This is a genomic window from Siminovitchia acidinfaciens, from assembly GCF_003605385.1.
In the GTDB taxonomy this organism is placed as follows: domain Bacteria; phylum Bacillota; class Bacilli; order Bacillales; family Bacillaceae_C; genus Siminovitchia; species Siminovitchia acidinfaciens.
The window spans coordinates 246,627-264,591 of record NZ_QYTV02000001.1; the positions used below are offsets into that span (position 1 = coordinate 246,627).

14 protein-coding genes are annotated in these 17,965 nt (G+C 43.5%); 8 read left to right on the top strand and 6 right to left on the bottom strand.

The features are described 5' to 3' along the window. Positions 1 to 47: 47 nt before the first annotated feature. The 8 genes from D4T97_RS01135 (at position 48) to D4T97_RS01170 (ending at position 11,097) form a co-directional block, all read left to right on the top strand. Positions 48 to 1,367, top strand: a complete 1,320-nt coding sequence (locus D4T97_RS01135; protein ID WP_126048003.1) for a Na+/H+ antiporter family protein — start codon at positions 48 to 50, stop codon at positions 1,365 to 1,367. A gap of 40 nt (positions 1,368 to 1,407) precedes the next feature. Further along, positions 1,408 to 2,913 carry a histidine ammonia-lyase gene (gene hutH, locus D4T97_RS01140; RefSeq protein WP_126046838.1) on the top strand — a complete coding sequence of 502 codons (1,506 nt, stop codon included), beginning with the start codon at positions 1,408 to 1,410 and terminating at the stop codon, positions 2,911 to 2,913. Between the two features lie 510 nt (positions 2,914 to 3,423). Further along, positions 3,424 to 4,533 carry a histidinol-phosphate transaminase gene (hisC, locus tag D4T97_RS01145; protein WP_126046840.1) on the top strand — a complete coding sequence of 370 codons (1,110 nt, stop codon included), beginning with the start codon at positions 3,424 to 3,426 and terminating at the stop codon, positions 4,531 to 4,533. Positions 4,534 to 4,835: 302 nt separating this feature from the next. After that, positions 4,836 to 6,320, top strand: a complete 1,485-nt coding sequence (locus tag D4T97_RS01150; RefSeq protein WP_126046842.1) for a sodium:solute symporter family protein — start codon at positions 4,836 to 4,838, stop codon at positions 6,318 to 6,320. Positions 6,321 to 6,386: 66 nt separating this feature from the next. Continuing rightward, on the top strand, positions 6,387 to 7,370 hold the full coding sequence (locus D4T97_RS01155) for a C-terminal binding protein (RefSeq protein ID WP_126046844.1): 984 nt from the start codon (positions 6,387 to 6,389) through the stop codon (positions 7,368 to 7,370). A gap of 32 nt (positions 7,371 to 7,402) precedes the next feature. Next, positions 7,403 to 8,476, top strand: a complete 1,074-nt coding sequence (locus tag D4T97_RS01160) for an Ldh family oxidoreductase (protein ID WP_126046846.1) — start codon at positions 7,403 to 7,405, stop codon at positions 8,474 to 8,476. A gap of 160 nt (positions 8,477 to 8,636) precedes the next feature. Further along, positions 8,637 to 10,208 (top strand): long-chain-fatty-acid--CoA ligase, encoded by a 1,572-nt coding sequence (locus D4T97_RS01165; RefSeq protein WP_126046848.1) that lies wholly within the window; start codon positions 8,637 to 8,639, stop codon positions 10,206 to 10,208. A gap of 76 nt (positions 10,209 to 10,284) precedes the next feature. Beyond that, entirely contained in the window at positions 10,285 to 11,097 is an 813-nt protein-coding gene (locus D4T97_RS01170) for a GNAT family N-acetyltransferase (protein WP_126046850.1), read from the top strand. A 65-nt stretch (positions 11,098 to 11,162) separates the two neighbouring features. Here D4T97_RS01170 and hutI read toward each other — a convergent pair whose 3' ends face one another. From hutI to D4T97_RS01200, 6 genes are all read right to left on the bottom strand, one after another. Further along, positions 11,163 to 12,407: an imidazolonepropionase gene (gene hutI, locus D4T97_RS01175; RefSeq protein WP_126046852.1), complete on the bottom strand. Its 1,245-nt coding sequence runs from the start codon at positions 12,405 to 12,407 to the stop codon at positions 11,163 to 11,165. Between the two features lie 33 nt (positions 12,408 to 12,440). After that, complete coding sequence (locus tag D4T97_RS01180; RefSeq protein WP_126046854.1) at positions 12,441 to 13,598, bottom strand: M20/M25/M40 family metallo-hydrolase; 1,158 nt, start codon at positions 13,596 to 13,598, stop codon at positions 12,441 to 12,443. A gap of 29 nt (positions 13,599 to 13,627) precedes the next feature. Then, complete coding sequence (locus tag D4T97_RS01185) at positions 13,628 to 14,167, bottom strand: FAD synthetase family protein (protein WP_126046856.1); 540 nt, start codon at positions 14,165 to 14,167, stop codon at positions 13,628 to 13,630. A 52-nt stretch (positions 14,168 to 14,219) separates the two neighbouring features. After that, the gene (locus D4T97_RS01190; protein WP_126046858.1) at positions 14,220 to 15,680 is read right to left on the bottom strand and encodes a 4-hydroxyphenylacetate 3-hydroxylase family protein; all 1,461 of its coding nucleotides are present in this window, start codon (positions 15,678 to 15,680) and stop codon (positions 14,220 to 14,222) included. A 24-nt stretch (positions 15,681 to 15,704) separates the two neighbouring features. Continuing rightward, positions 15,705 to 16,193 carry a flavin reductase family protein gene (locus tag D4T97_RS01195; RefSeq protein ID WP_164525419.1) on the bottom strand — a complete coding sequence of 163 codons (489 nt, stop codon included), beginning with the start codon at positions 16,191 to 16,193 and terminating at the stop codon, positions 15,705 to 15,707. A gap of 171 nt (positions 16,194 to 16,364) precedes the next feature. Further along, positions 16,365 to 17,846: a sodium:solute symporter family protein gene (locus D4T97_RS01200; protein WP_126046862.1), complete on the bottom strand. Its 1,482-nt coding sequence runs from the start codon at positions 17,844 to 17,846 to the stop codon at positions 16,365 to 16,367. Positions 17,847 to 17,965 lie beyond the last annotated feature (119 nt).

Sequence of the window (17,965 nt, forward strand, 5' to 3'; positions counted from 1 at the left end):
CACCCGGTTGGGACATCAAAAATTAGGAGTAGAGGGGAATGGGGTTTATGTTGACCAATCCAGTCGTGGTTTCAGTACTTGTATTAACCGTGCTAAGCTTATCAAGGGTCCACGTCATTTTTGCCTTATTGATTGCAGCCATAACTGCCGGACTTGTGGCTAATCTGTCTCTGACAGACACGGTCTCCATCTTTTTAGGAGGTATGGGAGGGCAATCCGAAACAGCATTGAGCTATGTGCTGTTGGGGATATTTGCGGCAATGATTGCCTACTCGGGAATTACTTCGATTTTAATAGATAAATTGCTGGAAAAGAAAAATCGTAATAAGATAGTACTATTGTTGATGATTGCAGGGCTTACCTGTTTATCAGGAAACTTGATTCCGGTGCATATCGCTTTTATTCCGATTTTGATTCCGCCGCTGCTGCTATTCTTCAACCATTTGAAGATTGACCGAAGGGCAGTGGCGAGTGCACTTACTTTTGGCTTGAAAATGCCATATTTAGTTATTCCTGCAGGGTACGGACTGATTTTTCACGGAATCATAAAAACTGAAATGAAGGCAAATGGGATGACTATTGCCCTGTCGCAAATACCGAAGGCCATGGCCATTCCTGCGATTGGGATGTTCGTCGGTTTGTTTATTGCCGTGTTTTTCTCCTACCGTAAACCAAGGGACTATCAGGATACTACAGGTGATAAAGCCCTTGCAGAGGTTGGGGCAGCGAAAGATGCACCTAAACGGAAATTCCAGCCAAAGGATTATGTGACGATTGGTGCGGTTGTTATTGCACTATTAACACAGGTCGTCTTTGGATCTCTTGTTCTCGGAGCACTAGCAGGAATCATTATTATTTTTATCGGCCGGGTTGTAAAAGTCGGCGATGGCGAACAGGTCGTCCAAGACGGAGTCAAATTGATGGGTGCCATTGCTTTTGTCATGCTCATCGCTTCCGGATATGCGACGATCTTGAAGGAAACTGGCGCAGTAACCGAACTTGTAGAAGCGGTTAACACAGTCATCGGCGGCAGTAAGCTGGTTGGGGCATCAGTTCTCTTATTGATCGGTTTGCTTGTGACCATGGGAATCGGGACTTCATTCGGGACCGTGCCGATTCTGGCGACTGTTTTTGTGCCGCTTTGCATGCTGATGGGATTCAGTCCGCTTGCCACCGCAGCTTTGATTGGCACGGCAGGCGCACTTGGGGATGCCGGCTCTCCTGCATCGGACAGCACACTGGGACCGACGGCAGGGCTAAATGCCGATGGACAGCACAACCATATTTGGGATACATGCGTACCGACTTTCATCCATTATAATATCCCGTTATTTATTTTCGGTTTGATTGCGGCGTTGGTCCTGTAAAAGATACAACAAGAAAAATTCATGAAAGGGAGTTGGGGACATGTCAGAAAACAGAATTGCGCTTGACGGTGAAACGTTGGACAGGAAAAAGATGCAAAGGATTGTAAATGGCAAGACAGAGGTCGAAATATCCAAATCCAGTTGGGCAATGGTTCGAGCCAGCAGGGAGCGGATTGAAAAACAGATTAATGATGGGAAAATTGTATACGGTGTCAATACAGGATTTGGAAAATTAAGCGATATTGAGATTGGAAAAGAAGACATTTCAAAGCTTCAGCTGAATTTGCTCAGGGCAGATGTGGTTGGCGTCGGCGACCCTTTGCCTACGGCGGTGGTTCGTTCCATGATGGTGTTGCGTGCAAATGCGCTTGCCAAAGGATTTTCCGGAATTCGGGAGGAAACGTTGCAGCTTTTGGTCAACATGATCAACAAAGGAGTTCATCCTGTCGTTCCAAGTAAAGGCTCTGTAGGTGCAAGCGGAGATTTGGCTCCATTGGCGCATGTGGCCATAGTATTGGTCGGTGAAGGGAAAGCCGAATATCAGGGAGAAGTGCTGCCAGGAGGGGAAGCATTGAAGCGGGCAGGGCTGGAGCCTGTATCCTTGGAAGCGAAGGAAGGTCTCGCATTAATCAATGGAACTCAAGCGATGTCGGGCGTTGGAGTATTGGCCTTGAATGAAGCAGAGCGTGTGGGACTTGCGGCAGACATGGCAGCCTGTTTGACAATGGAAGCGCTTCAAGGGATCATCTCAGCTTTTGAAAGCGAACTGCTTGCTGTCCGCCCGCATCCAGAAATGGAATTCGTCGGATCCCGGATCAGAAGATGGCTGGAAGGGAGTAAAAGGATTACACACCAAGGGGAAATTCGTGTTCAAGATCCATATTCCATTCGATGTGTTCCGCAAGTACATGGGGCTTCCTGGCAGGCGTTCAATTATGTGAACGACCGCTTGGCGGTGGAAATCAACTCCGCAACGGATAATCCGATTGTATTGGAAAACGGTGAAATTATTTCAGGCGGTCATTTCCACGGACAGCCAATTGCTTTGGCAATGGACTTTCTCAAGGTGGGCGCCGCGGAACTGGCAAATATTTCGGAAAGAAGAATCGAAAGGCTCGTCAACCCGCAATTGAGCGGCTTGTCCCCGTTTCTTGCACCAGATCCCGGGCTGGAATGCGGCCTGATGGTGCCACAATATGCGGCGGCTTCCTTAGTGTCCGAGAATAAAGTTCTTGCGCATCCGGCAAGTGTCGATTCCATTCCAACCTCTGCAAATCAGGAGGACCACGTCAGTATGGGGACAATTGCATCCAGGCAGGCGCGCGAAATCGTCCATAACTCGGCTCGGGTCATTGCCATCGAATTGATTTGTGCGTCGCAAGCAATTTACTTGGAGCAGGCGGAAAATCAACTGGCACCAGCTACAAGTGAATTCCTTGGGAAAGTCCGCAAGATTTGTCCGCCGTTGCAAACAGACCGAGCTATCTCGGACGAAATGGAAGCATTGGCACAATTTATTATCAAGGAAGATCTTCTGGAAAAATAAGATGCAATGTTGGGACAAATGGGGGGGGATGTTTACAGCAGTATGCGTATAAGTGTAATAAGATAAGTCAATCTAGCCCAAACCATGTGTACAACCTTTTTTTGTAGAAGACCTTTATGGGGTCTTCTTTTTTTGATGTCCGTCTAGGTTTTTGATACCCAGCCCTACTCGAGTTACCGTTGCCGTTGGAAGGTAAGGACAATCTTATATTTTGCCCTTTTAAAACTTTGCATGCAAAGTAAATTTGCACCCTGGAATATCTTATGAATACAGTGTTTGTAGCACCTTATCTATAAAACATTACATAAAGTGTGCAAAATTTATCTGCCTTTTCATGTAAGGGCTTACATAGAGCCAAGGATAGAAAAGGCAGGCATATAGGAAGTTTTGATAAAGGAAGTAAAAATTTTTAGACTTGGCACAAATATTGCAACATTTTATCATGAGACATGGAGATATGAATGCTAAATCTACCGGAACATTTCCAACGAAACAGAAAGGAAGGATTGGATGAAAAAAAAACTCTGGAGGGACAGTGTACATACGTTGACTCCGTACGTTCCGGGCAAGCCGATCGAGGATGTTCAAAGGGAGCTTGGACTCGACAAAGTGATCCGGCTGGCTTCGAACGAAAACCCGTTTGGTCCTTCACCCAAAGCTCTGTCGGCGATGGCGGACGCTGTAAAGGACAGTTGGCTCTATCCGGAACCGACTTGCAGGGAGCTTCGTCAGAAGCTGGCGGAGAAATATGGTCTTACGGAGGGGCAATTCCTGGTTGGAAACGGTGCAGACCATATCATTACTTTGATTGGGAACGCCTATATTAATGCTGGGGATGAAGTTATTTATTGTGAACCTACGTTCTCAAGTTATGAAGCCATCACCCGCCTGATGGACGGGGTACCGATGCCTGTTTACTCCAAAAGTAATTATGAAACCGACTTGGACGCCATCCTGAAGGTGGTCACGAATCGAACGAAACTCATTTTTATCTGTAATCCAAACAACCCAACTGGGACCGTGGTAGACACAAAGGACTTGATTGCCTTTTTTAAAAAGCTGCCCAACCATGTGATTGTTGTCTTGGATGAGGCGTACGTCGAATACATGAATGATTCATACCAAACCGGCGTTGACTTCATCAAAGCAGAATATCCCGTCATTGCTATTCGGACATTTTCGAAATACTACGGACTGGCCGGTGCCAGGGTCGGCTATGCCATCGCCAAGGAGGAAAGGCTGGAGCCGATGCAGGCGGTAAAGCAGACATTCGCTGTCAATCGGATAGCAATTGCCGGGGCAGTTGCCTCCTTGGAAGACGAGGTATATGGAAAAGGTGTCCTATCCGAAACGAAAAAGGAAATGCAGCGTCTCAAAAGTGGGCTCGAGTCCCTAGGGTATGGCGTTACTGATTCACAGGCCAATTTTCTATTTGTTGATTTCAAGACGGACATCACCGATCTGTTCAAGAAGCTGATGCATAAAGGAATATTAATACGGCCCTGTTCGGCATGGAGTCTTAACACCCATGCTAGGGTAACGATTGGTACGGCGGAACAGAACACGAAATTATTGACAGCTTTATCCCAGATCAATCAACTGGAAGTGAAAACTTGCTAGCTTGGATAATAGGAGTTGTTCTATAGAACAGGCAAAGTTAAGATGGGTAATTAATTCAACTAGAATTTTCCAAAAAAACAAAATTTGTCATGTGTGAGAATGATTCGGTCTACAGTTTGTTTCCCGTCAAGAAGCAAGGAAAATTACCTTTTACAAACACGAAGGAATGACTAAAGCCAATTTGTTTAGTGTGCAGCTTCAACCTATATCTATTAACAGATGTTTAATCATTATTCGAGCGTTTACCAACTTATGCCGCTACGTCCTTTGCTTTATCCAATTTTACTAAAAGAGGTGGAATAATGGGAACAACTACTATTTGGCTAGCAATTAGTTTACTCGTTTACTTTGCAGTTCTATTGTTTGTTTCTTTTTATAAAAACAAAAATGAAACGAAAGAGGATTATTTTCTGGGCGGACGAAAAACGCCATATTGGATCTTGGCAATGGCCTTTGTTGCCGCTTGGTATGGAGGGAATTCAGCGCTTATATCAGTGGATCGAGCCTTTGAGCAGGGGTTAAGCTCCTGGTGGATTCTTGGCGGGCCAACGGTATTGGCAGTTTTGATTCTTTTAATATTCTCAAGTGCCATCAGAAGACTGGGTTCCATGTCACAAAATGGGATTATAACCAAGCGTTACAATGAAGCGACTGGTAATATACTGGTGTTCATTCTTGTGCTGTATTTTATCAGTTGGGGAGCTTCACAAATGGTTGCAATCGGTAAGTTCCTTGCTTCGTTTTTCAGTTTTAATTATACAGTTGCGGTCATTGTGGGGATTGCTGTTGCTTTAATTTACTCCATTCTTGGAGGGTTTAGGGCAGTCGTTCTTACCGAGATGGTACAATTTTTTATCATGATTGCTGGATTGGTTATTGTTATGGCTGTTGCATTATTTCACTCAGGAGGCTGGTCAGGCATTCAGGCAGCGGCTGAAGCCAGGGAGGTCGATGGTTATTTCAACCTTTTTGGAAGCTTTTCACAAAACTTCACTTTTGTTCTGTCATTCGGTCTTGCTTTTGTGATTGATGGAGCAGTATGGCAACGTATATCTGCTAGCAGAACGCCTGAAGAAGCCAAGAAAACAACATTCCAGGCTTTAATCTACTTTATTCCGCTCTATTTCTTTGTGGTTATTACAGGAATGGCTGCAATTGGCATCTTTGCTGAATTGCCCGAAGGCGGAATTGTTCCGGCACTAGTGAGCGGATATTTAAATCCGGTATTAGCAAGTATTGTTTTCGTCGGGATTGCGGCCGCAATAATGTCAACCATGTGTACAACGCTCAATGCAGGATCCATGTACTTGACCGAACTTTATTACAAATATGTAAATCCCGACGCATCGAACAAACAAGTGGTTCGCTTCGGGATGTTCGCCACTCTTTTCGTTTCGATCATAGGATTCATTATCGCCATAAGAATTCAGGATGCGCTCATTGTTCTGTCCATAGCAAGTCAAATTCTGGCGGCCGGTGTGTTTGTACCTATGATTTTTGGCTTTTTCTGGAGAAGAGGGACTTCGGTAGGAGCCATCAGTTGTATCATCACCGGCAGTGGATTTATCTTGTATCATTTTCTAGTTCAACTTGGTATCCCTTTACCGACCCTTTGGAAGGATAGCGTAGATATTATTTTGACAGGTTTCATATTAGGGTTGATTGCCTATATTGTTGGATCCCTTCTATCGAAGCCTAATTACGAAAAAGCTGATAAGTTCTTCGAAGAGGCCGGATTGTTTCCTAGTAAAAAGGTAGTGGAACATAAAATAGCGGAAAATGAGTAGATAATCAGTTGCCCCTTCCACTCAATGCTGGCTGGGGCTTTACTGTGAATTTAAGGAGGCAGCTCTATGAGGAATGGTAAACCGCTCGTATGGATTATTGATGGAGAATGGACCGACCATACAGTTGAAAAAGAATTCTTTGAAAAAAACGGATATGAACTTAGAATTACACATCCGAGAGATTTAAAGAAGGACATGGCAATATATGGTCCACATGCGTATGGATTGATTGTACAAATATCGTTTGACTGTAATCGAGCATTTATAGAGCAGTTGGAATGCTGCAAAGTGATATGTGTTTATGGTGTAGGCTATAACAATATCGATTTGAATGCTACGGAGAATAAAGGGATACCTGTTTATAATGTGCCCGATTATTGCATTGATGAAGTGTCTGATCATACAGTTGCTCTGATATTTGCTGTTGCCCGCCGTTTAAAAAGCTATAACAAGAAAGTGGAAGAAGGTAAATGGGATGCCCTTGATACACTTCCTATCCATAGATTTAAAGACATGACAATTGGTTTACTGGGGTTTGGAAGGATTGCCCGCTCTGTATCCGAAAAAATCAAAGCTACGGGGGCTCGCATTATTGCTCACGATAAGTATGTAGATAAACAGGTCTATGAGCACTTTGGAGTTGAGTCTGTTTCTTTGAACGAAGTTCTTCAGCAATCAACGATACTGAGCCTGCACGTTCCTTTGACGAAGGAAACTGAAAATCTGTTGGATTATGAACGGATGCAGCTTTTACACAAAGGTGCCATGATTGTTAATACATGTAGAGGTGGCGTCATTGATGAATTCGCTCTAGCCCGGTTGATTGAATCGGGTCATATTTCAGGTGCGGGAATTGATGTTTTTGAAAAGGAACCATTATCATCTGATCACCCGCTTTTAAACAATCCAGAAGTAATTATTACGCCTCATTCGTCTTATGTTTCGGAGCAATCTTTTATCGAGCTGAAAAATAAAGTTTGTAGGGTCATTTTCAATGGCATAAAAGAAATTCCGCAGCCGAACAAAGTTAACAGAGTATTCGTCAAATAATAGCTTTTTCATAAGGAAAGAAGGGAACTGAATTGGAAAAAAAAATTTGCGCTAAAAAACTGGGCGATCTATGTGAAAGTATTTTAAGAAAGTACGAGATTTCAGAAAAGTCTGCATCTGATACTGTTAAGTCTCTCATCGATGCGGACCTGTTGGGAATAAATAGTCATGGAATCATTAGGCTGCCACTGTATTTGCAAAATTTGAAAGAAGGTTATATTACAAAGGAACCCATTATAAATGAGGTCAAGACAAGCTTTAATGCTGCTGTACTGGATGGCGGTAATGGGTTAGGGCAGGTTGTTTCCCAACATGCTGTTGATCGGATTATTGAAGAAACAAAGGAAAAAGATATTTACGCCATTTCGGTACGAAACAGTAATCACTTTGGAACAGCACGATATTGGGCAGACCAATTGCAAGAGCATGGTTTAATAGGAATAGTGACTTCCAATGTACCTCCAATCATGCCGCCTACCGGAGGTGCCGAAGCGAGGGTAGGTAATAATCCGCTTTCTATAGCAATACCGGCAGGGGAAAGCCAGCCAATCATATTGGACATGGCAACAAGCAACGTTCCATTTGGAAGGATTCTTGACTTTCAAAGCAAGGGAAAGGAAATTCCAAAAGGATGGGCTGTAAATGCGGCTGGGGAGCATACTACAGATCCGGATGAAGTAGTGAAGGGGGGATATCTATTCCCGGTTGGAGGTCCAAAAGGATATGGTTTGTCGGTCATAATAGAGGCACTAACCTCGTTATTGAGCAATGGGGCGGTTGGGAACGATATTAGGATACATCACAATACACCTAACAATGTGAGCCATTTCTTTATGGGGATTCGAATAGACGCATTCATGGGGCTGGATCAATTTAAGCGCCAAGTTGATTATTATGTTCAGTTTATTAAAAATACAAAAAGAATAGAAGGTGTAGATGAGATATTTTTACCGGGAGAAATGGAGGTAAATAAACAAAAGGTTAATGAGAAGGATGGGCTTGCCATTCCTAATTCGCTTCTTACACAATTAGTGGCGTTGGCGGAAGAGGCGAAGGTTGATGAAGTTTATTTAAGGTCGTTTTATGATGTGGTAACGGAGGGTTAATCCGAGTTATTATACGTCATCAGTAAAGATAGATACATAGTATTTTATAGAGGAGACCTTTGAAAGGGTCTTCTTTTTTAGGCAGAAAAGCCTTTAATGAGCGACTCAAAACTGGGTTTGTGATATAATTTTGATTATTCTAAATTGGTGGAAAGGGGATTTGCATATGTCTCTTTTGTTGACGCAATTTTTGGATCGGGCAGTCCATCTGTATGGTAGAAAACCAGCGATCATTGATGAACTAGGCAAGCGTTACACCTACGAGGAAGTGAATGAACGAGTTAACAGCCTTTCTTTTGGACTTGCATCTCTTGGTGTAGAAAAAGGGGACCGTGTCGCTTATTTGGCACCGAATACTCTGGAAATGTATGAAGGGTTTTATGGGGTTTTTCAAGTCGAAGGTATAATGGTTTCGTTGAATACAAGATTGAAACCGATGGACTACGTCTACATTTTAAATCACAGTGAAAGCAAGGTTCTTTTTGTTGATCATGATCTATTAGGGCTTATAAGGCCGGTTCGCGATCAACTGGAAACTGTTGAAAAAATTGTCGTCCATGGCTTGGCAGAAAATGGACATGGGCTGATTGCATATGACAGATGGCTCTCCTCTTTTCCGTCAACTGATTTTCCGCGTGCGGATTTACATGAAGACGATGTCAGCACGCTATTATACACCAGCGGTACAACCGGGAATCCAAAAGGTGTCATGCTTACTCACCGGAATAATTATTTGCATGCTTTGTCCACGATGCACCATCTGCGTGTAAATGACCGCGATGTGCTGCTACATATTTTGCCGATGTTCCATGTGAACGGCTGGGGTTCTCCTTTTTATTATACGGCGAACGGCGCAACGCAAGTGATGCAAAAAGCTGCCGATCCGAAAGTGATTTTAGAAAAGGTTGAAAAATATGGAGTTACGGTTATGCATATGGCCCCTACAGTACTCCAATCAATCATGGATCAATATAAAAATGTTCAACCGCAAATTGATCAAGATGTCCGGATTATTGTGGCAGGCTCGGCACCGCCAAAAGCTTTTATCAAACAGCTTGAAGAAGAAATTGGATGGGAGTTCTATCAAGTGTATGGGATGACAGAAACATCGCCGCTTAGTCTGGCTTCTTATATTTCATCTGAAAATGAATGCGCTTCCAATGATGATTATTATGAACTAAAAGTCAAAACCGGGTTGGAAATGATCGGCGCTCAAGTTAGGGTCGTAGACGAATTTGGAAATGACATTGCAAAAAACGGCAAAGATATCGGAGAAGTGATTGTAAAGGGACCTCTCGTAATGAAAGGATATTGGAAGAACGAAGCGGCGACGAATGAAACAATCATCAATGGCTGGCTGCACACAGGAGATATGGGCACCATGGATGAAAATCGCCGCATTCAAGTTGTTGATCGGAAAAAAGATATCATTATTAGCGGAGGGGAAAATATCTCCACCATTGAAGTGGAAAATGTCATATACGACCATCCTGCAGTAAAAGAGGTGGCTGTCATTGCTGCTCCCCATAAAAAGTGGGGGGAGACTCCACATGCTATTGTTGTTGTCCGGGAAGGACATGAAGTGACGGGTTCGGAAATCATCGATTTTACAAGGGAAAGGCTGGCGCACTTCAAATGTCCGACAATGGTGACTTTTATGGAAGAGCTTCCCAAAACGGCGAGCGGGAAGATTATGAAGGTGAAGCTTCGTGAACTTACATCACAGCGCTAGTTTACGCGGCGTACAATAAAAGCTGATATAATAATAGCAGCTAATAAGAAATTTCAGATAGAAAGAGGGCTGCGCCATGACATCAACTATTGAGATTCGGGTTCTAAGCAGTAATGAAGAGATGAAACAAATGCAACAGCTAGAGGAGTTCATTTGGCAAGGGGAAGGCGGAATCCCTGCCCATCAGACCATCACCGCCGTTCAAAACGGTGGTCTCGCAATTGGGGCTTATTCCCAGGGGGAGTTAGTCGGGTTCAGCTATAGTTTTCCAGGATTCAAGGGTGGAAAGACCTATCTTTGCTCGCACAATATGGGAATTCATCCGGAGTTTCGTGACAAAGGGATTGGCGCGTCATTAAAAACGCGGCAAAAGGAAGAAGCGGCACTTATAGGCTACGATATGCTGACATGGACATATGATCCACTGGAAACCCGTAACGGTTATTTGAACTTATCTAAGCTTAGTGCGATCTGCAGTACATACATTGAAAATTGCTACGGAGATTCCGAGGACGAGTTCAATGCCGGGCTTCCGACGGACCGCTTTAAAGTTGAGTGGTGGATACAAAGCAGGCATGTAAATGAACGCATTCCTACTCCCGTTAGGGACGATGCCTATTATATTCCTTTGGAAGATTCCAAGAGTGGTCCGGTGTTGGCCGATGAAGTAAAACTACCTGAAAACGGCCAAATATTGGTGCCCGTTCCTGCGGCATTTCAAACAATCAAGCAGGAAGATATGAAGCTTGCATTGGATTGGAGATTGAAGACCCGCGCCGTTTTTCAGCAGCTTTTTCAAAACGGTTATGCGGCGATTTCCTTGGAGAGAAGCGAAGAAGGGCCTGTGCATCATTACTTGTTGGTGAAAAGATCTGAACTTCAAATTTAAATAACGAGCAAAAAGGGAAGACACTGAGACTTTCTCAATGTCTTCCTTTTTTGGACACATTCCTCTTACCGGCTAACAACAATTTTTCCTCTTTTCATGACTGTCTGTACAATATTTGTTCCAAGTTCATAAGCGATGTGTTTATAGGACGGGACATTCCAAATCTGCAAGTCCGCAAGTTTGCCAGGCTCAATGGTCCCTCTATCATCCAGATCCAATGCCTTGGCTCCTCCGTATGTTGCGGCTTTGATTGCTTCTTCCACGGAGAATTGGTACAGTCTGCATGCTAGATTGATTACGAACTGCATTGATTCCGTGTAGCAGGCGGGACACAGATCGGTCGCCAGGGCGACTTTGACGCCCTTATCCAGCATTTTCCGCGCGTCAAATGGACGCATATGCCCAACTGCAAAATCAAGCGCTGGCATCAACACAGCGGTGACATCTGTTTTTGCCAGGCGGTCCATGACGTCTTCAGGCGTATAGTTCATATGGTCAACGGAAACTATATTCATCTCTGCTGCCAGGTCCGATCCGCCAATATAGGAATAGGCATCTGCATGGATTTTCGGTTTCATGCCGTGCTTCATCCCTACCTCTAGTATCTGTCTGGATTCTTCCGCGGTAAAATAGCCGTCGTCACACCATGAGTCACAGAATTCCGCAAGTTTGCGTTCAGCCACTTTCGGAATCATGTCATTAATGATCACGTCGATATACTCTTCCTTTGTCAATCCTTCAGGAAAACCATGCGCTCCCAAAAAGGTGTTGAGGACGTCCACCGGTGTTTCACGGTCGAGTCTCCTTCCAACCTCCAGGATTTTCAACTCACTCTCTATAGTTAGGCCATATCCGCTCTTGCTCTCCACAGTTGTAATTCCATAACGCAGCATGTTCAGCAGACGCTTTTTCGACTGTTCAAACAACTCATCCTCTGATTGATCACGGGTTAATTCTACAGTCCGGTTTGGGCCGGCAGTCATTCCGAGTTTTTTCAACTGATTCGAGTCTCCGGAAACTTTGGCAGCATATTCCTCCACGCGTGATCCGGAAAACACTAGATGGGTATGGGAATCAACGAATCCGGGTGCCACCACCTTATTGGAGGCATCTATGAAAGAGGCATCACTAAGATTGAAATCCCTTAATAGCTCTTCATTTGTGCCGACACCGGCAATTTTTTCATCTTTAATGGCAATCCAGGCATTTTCTAGGATTCCCAAGTCATTAGGCCCCCCTACTGCGCAGGTGATCACCTCTTTGGCATTTTTAATGACAGTATCTATTTTTATTTTTGTTGTAGTAGGCATAGAATCCAATTCTCCTTTTATAAAAAATATGATTTAGTCATTTTTATGCAGGTTGTACCAAGATTGGATCAAGCTGACTGTATATCTGGCAGTATTTACAAGGTTCTTAATGCTGATATGCTCTTGGAAAGTGTGGATATTTCTGAACCCATTCCCCAAAGTAATGCAGGTCAAGTTGTTTTCATTTAAATTATTTGTATCCGCCCCGCCGAGAGTTCTTGTCAGCCAAGGGTGAACCTGTATCTGCTCTGCTGCATCAAGCGCAATTTTAGCCAATTGATGGCCTTTATCTACCTGAAAACCGGAATATTTCTTATCAATCTTATTAACTACTTTGCCGCCATGTTCTTCGGCAGCCCTCGAAGCGGCACTGAAAATGAGGTCAAGTTGTTCATCCAACCCAGCTTTATTAAAACAGCGAACCTCCCCAGTCATTTTTACACTGCCCGGAATGATAGAGGAAAGTTCACCACCGTGAATTAGTCCCACATTAACCAAAGTTTCCTCATCAATTTTTCCAACCTTAACATTTTTGATGATATCGGCTGCGATCTCAAACGCGTAAATACCCTCTTCAGGGTTTAATCCGATATGGGAAGACTTGCCGATAACCTCTAGATGAAATTTACTGCTGTATGGTCCTTGTAATATAATTTGGCCAACGTCACCGCTGCTGTCGAACACATACCCGAAATCACTTTTTACCTTCGAATAATCTAAATAACGGGAACCTTGTAAAGCCTGCTGCTCGTTAACCGTTAAAATTAATTCAATGGGACCTGAGGGAATGTCATTCTCTTGAACATATCGGATTGCTTCCAGATAAGCCGTCAATGCTGCCCGGTCATCAGCCCCTAATATGGTCGTCCCGTCGCTATATATGACGCCGTCTTTTATTACCGGTTTTAAACCCTCGGTAGGTAGTACCGTATCCATATGGGTGGAAAAAAATAATGGCGGTATACTGGAATCAGTACCTTCCCAATATGCAATTAGATTTCCAATTTCACCTTTAAAATTTACATTGGCTTCATCAAATTGAATAAAAAATCCCATGCCAGTCAGTTCATTCTCCAGCATTTCCGCAATATTTTTCTCTCTTCCGCTTGGTGCATTCACCTTAGCCCATTCAAGAAAGCTATTTACAACTTCTTCTTCATCCAATTGAATATTTTTCAAAACAAGGCTCATTTTTAGAGTCTCCTTTCTGGGTATGGCACTTAAACATTAACAGTTTGCCAGCCTAAGAGCTGTTCCGCCTTAGCGGTCATATTATTGGCAATCAAATGTCGTATGCGGGTGGAAGAGATAATTTCCCCATCCTGGCAACAGACCAAATCCAAACTATTCACATGAAAGTTTTGTTTTAGTGTATCGATATCCCCATTACGATTCACTCCAAATTTGAAATCTTTTCCAACCCATATGCTCAATGGGTTCATGTTGCGGATTTCATTGAGAAATACCTTGGCTTCCCGGGAGGCGTAAAAGGAATCAAAAGGTGCAACAACAGTATGGTCTACGTCTAACCGCTGAAGCCGCTCCAGTTTTACCGGCAAAGAAGCAAGCTGCAGCTTTTTTTGAAAATGAACCCTCGGCGGTGGATCAAACGTATAGACAACTAACGGCACCTGCATCCAATCTGCCTGAGTTTTTGCTTGTCGGATCAACTGTTGGTGGCCTCTGTGAACCCCATCAAAAGCGCCTATGACCAAAACAGAAGCAGTAAGATTTAAAGTATCGCAGGAATAGATCCGCATGGATGATCACCCCTTTTATTCTTAAAAGGAGAACAGGCACAAAGCCTGTTCCTTAAACTTGAAGTTCCGCTTTTTCAGAAAAGATATTTGCCGCTTTTCGAACCATCTGACGGGACGGCTCAAGGTCAAAGTTATTGAAAGCTGCTTGATACTGAGTGAATGGAGGTCCTTGAGCAAACAACTCAAACGTTGTTTGGTGTCCACCGCGTGATGAATTTAGCAAGTCGCGGGCAAAGAATAACAATTTGGTGCGGTCTTCGGCATCCCATCCGGCAAGTGAATAATATTTATCGATATATTCCTTCACTTCAGGGTGCTGGATCGTCATGGAGTCAGGAGTGACAGCCAATTGTCCGCCTACAAGTTCTCTTGTAAGGTGCAACATGTCATTAAAATTCGAGATTGCCTGGATCCGACCTGTATAAAGCAGTGATTGATTTGGCATCAGCAAACCCCCGCTACTTTCTTCAGCTTCAGAAACGGCAGCCGTCAAGTGGGCATTGATTGACTCCCTATAGCAAATTAGTTTTGTTATTTTTTCCTGTACCGCTGGAATCTTGGTTAGCCCAGTTTGTTCCGCATTCAAGACAGCTGTGCCCAAAAGCAGATCCGCGCGGCGCAAAAGTCGAATTACATAGTTGAAGGCGGAGTATCTGTGTACCGTCTTTCTGATAAACTGGACAGATTTAAGGTTGTTATGGAAAAGAACGTTTTCCCACGGGATTAACACTTTGTCAAAAATCAATAAAGTGTCAATTTCATCAAATTGTGTAGAAATTGGATAATCAATCGGGTTTTGATTTCTGCCATGGGATGTACGGCAAATGTGCTTTAAGCCAGGGGATCCCATGTCACAAATAAATCCGGATGCATAAGGAAGCATGCTTTCGTCTGTCCAGTTTGAGATAGTAGGCTTGACGAACGCTTGATGTGCATAGGCTGCAGCTGTCTCAAACTTAGCACCGCTTACGACGATTCCACGGTCATTTTCTTCGACCACGTGCAAAAGATTCGTATCACTTCCGGCTTTTCCCGCAAAAAGTTTGCTGCGGTCACCTTTCGGATCGGTGTTGGCAGAAACATGGAACAGATCCAAGCGAGAAATCCTTTCGATATGATTTTTAATGTTTTCAGTATAGGTAGGATCAATCTCATTTAACGATTCTTGTGCATCATAAAGGGACCACATTTCCCCGATTGTCTCATCGCCGACTCGATAGACAACTCCGCCCAAGTCATCAAGAACTGTTTCCACATACTTGCGGATTGCCTTGAGGTCAGCCTTTGTCTCAGGCATCTTGTACCCCCGGCAGATTGTGCCATCAGAAGTATCCACAGTACAAATATTCTTGTACTTTTCTTCATGATTCATATCATACATTCTGGCTTTTGCCTCAATGATGGGTCGTAGCGAAGGATGTTCCGCAATGTTTTGTATTTTTTCTCCATCGATATATACCTCACGGCCGTCATTTAACGATTCCATATATTCCTGGCCTGTCATTAACGCCATTGTTCATTCCTCCTACAAAGTGTTTTATTGGTTGAATTTTCCGAACCTACCTCGGTAGTACACCAGTGGGTCTTTCTCTGAGACTTTAATACTCTTCACTTTTCCAAGGAACACGGAGTGTGTTCCACCCGTGATCTCTTCGGCCACTTCACATTCAAAGATAGTGAGCGATTCATTTAATACGAGAAGTCCATTTTCTGTTCGGGATGCATCCACCCCCTGGAATTTATCCGGCTGTGGGGTAGCAAATCTTTTTGCGGTGTCCGCTTGATTTTCTTCTAAAATATTAACTGTGAAAAAACGAGATGTTGCAATAGCGTTACAAGTACCTGTATTTTGATTCACGCAAATCAGCAGCATGGGCGGTTCCAATGAAACAGAACTGACTGCGCTAGCAGTGATTCCATAATCCTGTCCATCGAGTTGGGATGTGATTACAGAAACGCCGCTGGTGAAATGTCCAATAGCATTCCTAAAAGATTCTGAAGTCACCTTCTCTTGAACTTGATTCAACGTAATCCCTCCGTTCATTCTCTAAGTTTAAAAAGGAGCATTGATCCTTTTGCTATTACTAAATTGCAAGTAGTGTGCCAATCTTATAAAGTCAACGCTTTTAGGGAGTTTTGCTATTATTTAAAGGGTTTTGCGTGCAAAAAAAGAAAAGATATTGCGCAAAATTTGCTCCTATGAGATTTTTTCTTTTGTATCATCACCGGCGACTGCTTTCCTTGATTGTGTGCTTTCGAGAAAGCGAGCAACCTTTTCGTATTCAGGTTTTGTGAAATAGCTGACAATGATATAAGATAGCAATCCTAAAGATAGGCCATACAAAATTCTTTCAGCTGAGTCCGGCCAGAAAGTTGGGAGTTTTACCCCCATGTCAACCATGAAGTTGTATAAGACAAAGGAACTTCCCGCGAGTAAACTTGCAATAGCACCTGCCGCTGTACCTCTTTTCCAAATAAAAGCAAAAATAAGTGGAACCAATACTCCGGATGCCAAAATATCACTAGACATCCAAAGCACCCACAGTGCATCGGGAATCCTTACCGAAATAATTGCTCCAACCAGGCTGATTCCTACTGTCGAAGCAATGCCTACGCGGACCACTGTTTTGTTGGACGCATTCGGGCTGACGTATCGATTATAGAAGTCTGTTACATATAGGGATCCGGTGTTAATGGCTGTACTCATCGTTGACATGATCGCAGCGGCTACTCCCAAAAAGACGATGCTTCCTAAAATGGGGTTTAGATACTCGGTCGTAATAGCGGCTACAATTCCGCCTTCAGGCAATTCATTAAAAAGTGCACCGCTGGCTACCCCGATGATTGCAACAAGGAAATACAAGGGTATAAAGAAAACAATTCCCCCTAAAGGCATTTTTCGTGCCTCCCCTTCATCCTTCGTAGCGGCTAAACGTTGCCAGGCGTCTGCACTGATGATCCACGCAAGCCCGAACGAGAGCAGGTAGAAAAAATTATTGCGGAAATTGGCAAAGAAATTAAAGTAATCGTCCTGTCCTTTCACTGCTGCAGCAGATTGAATGCTTTCCCATCCGCCGGAATGTTTCAGCGCCACCGCCGCAGTGATAACAAGTCCAATGGCAAGTAGGCCGAATTGGATGATATCCGTCAGTACAACGGCTCTGAAACCTCCAATAGATGAATAAACAGCCACAATAGATACACCTAGGATAATGGCAGTCAAATAAGTGGTGCCGAACATAGACGAAAAGAACTTTCCAAGGGCTACCATCTGGGAAGATGCGAAGGTGATCATATACCAGATGACGATAACGCTTACAATCAATCCGGCCGTTCGGTTATATCGATTCTCGATGATTTCCGTTTGTGAGAGTGACCCTACATTTCTAATAGCTTTAGCGAGAAAATATAAGACGATGGAGGCAGCAATTGACGGAGAGCCAATAATCCACCAGGCGCTTATTCCTTGTTCGAAAGATTGATCCACTGATACAAGAGCTGATGTGCCTCCAAACCAAGAAGCTACAAAAGTCATTGCCAGCGCCCAGTGAGGAAACTTTCTCCCCGCCAAGAAAAAGTCTTCTTTCGTTTCATTTTTGTTCTTTCTGACACTGACAAAAAGCAAAACTCCGAAATAAATTAATAAGCTGGCAATTGCCCAAGTTTTATAAATGATCATTTTATTCCCCCCATGTAATCTAATAATTTTTTACCATGCATGAATTGACTGGAATCGATTAGAATTATGCGTTATATGGCATGTAGTATTTAGACATCCACTCCTTTTTTGTCGTTTAA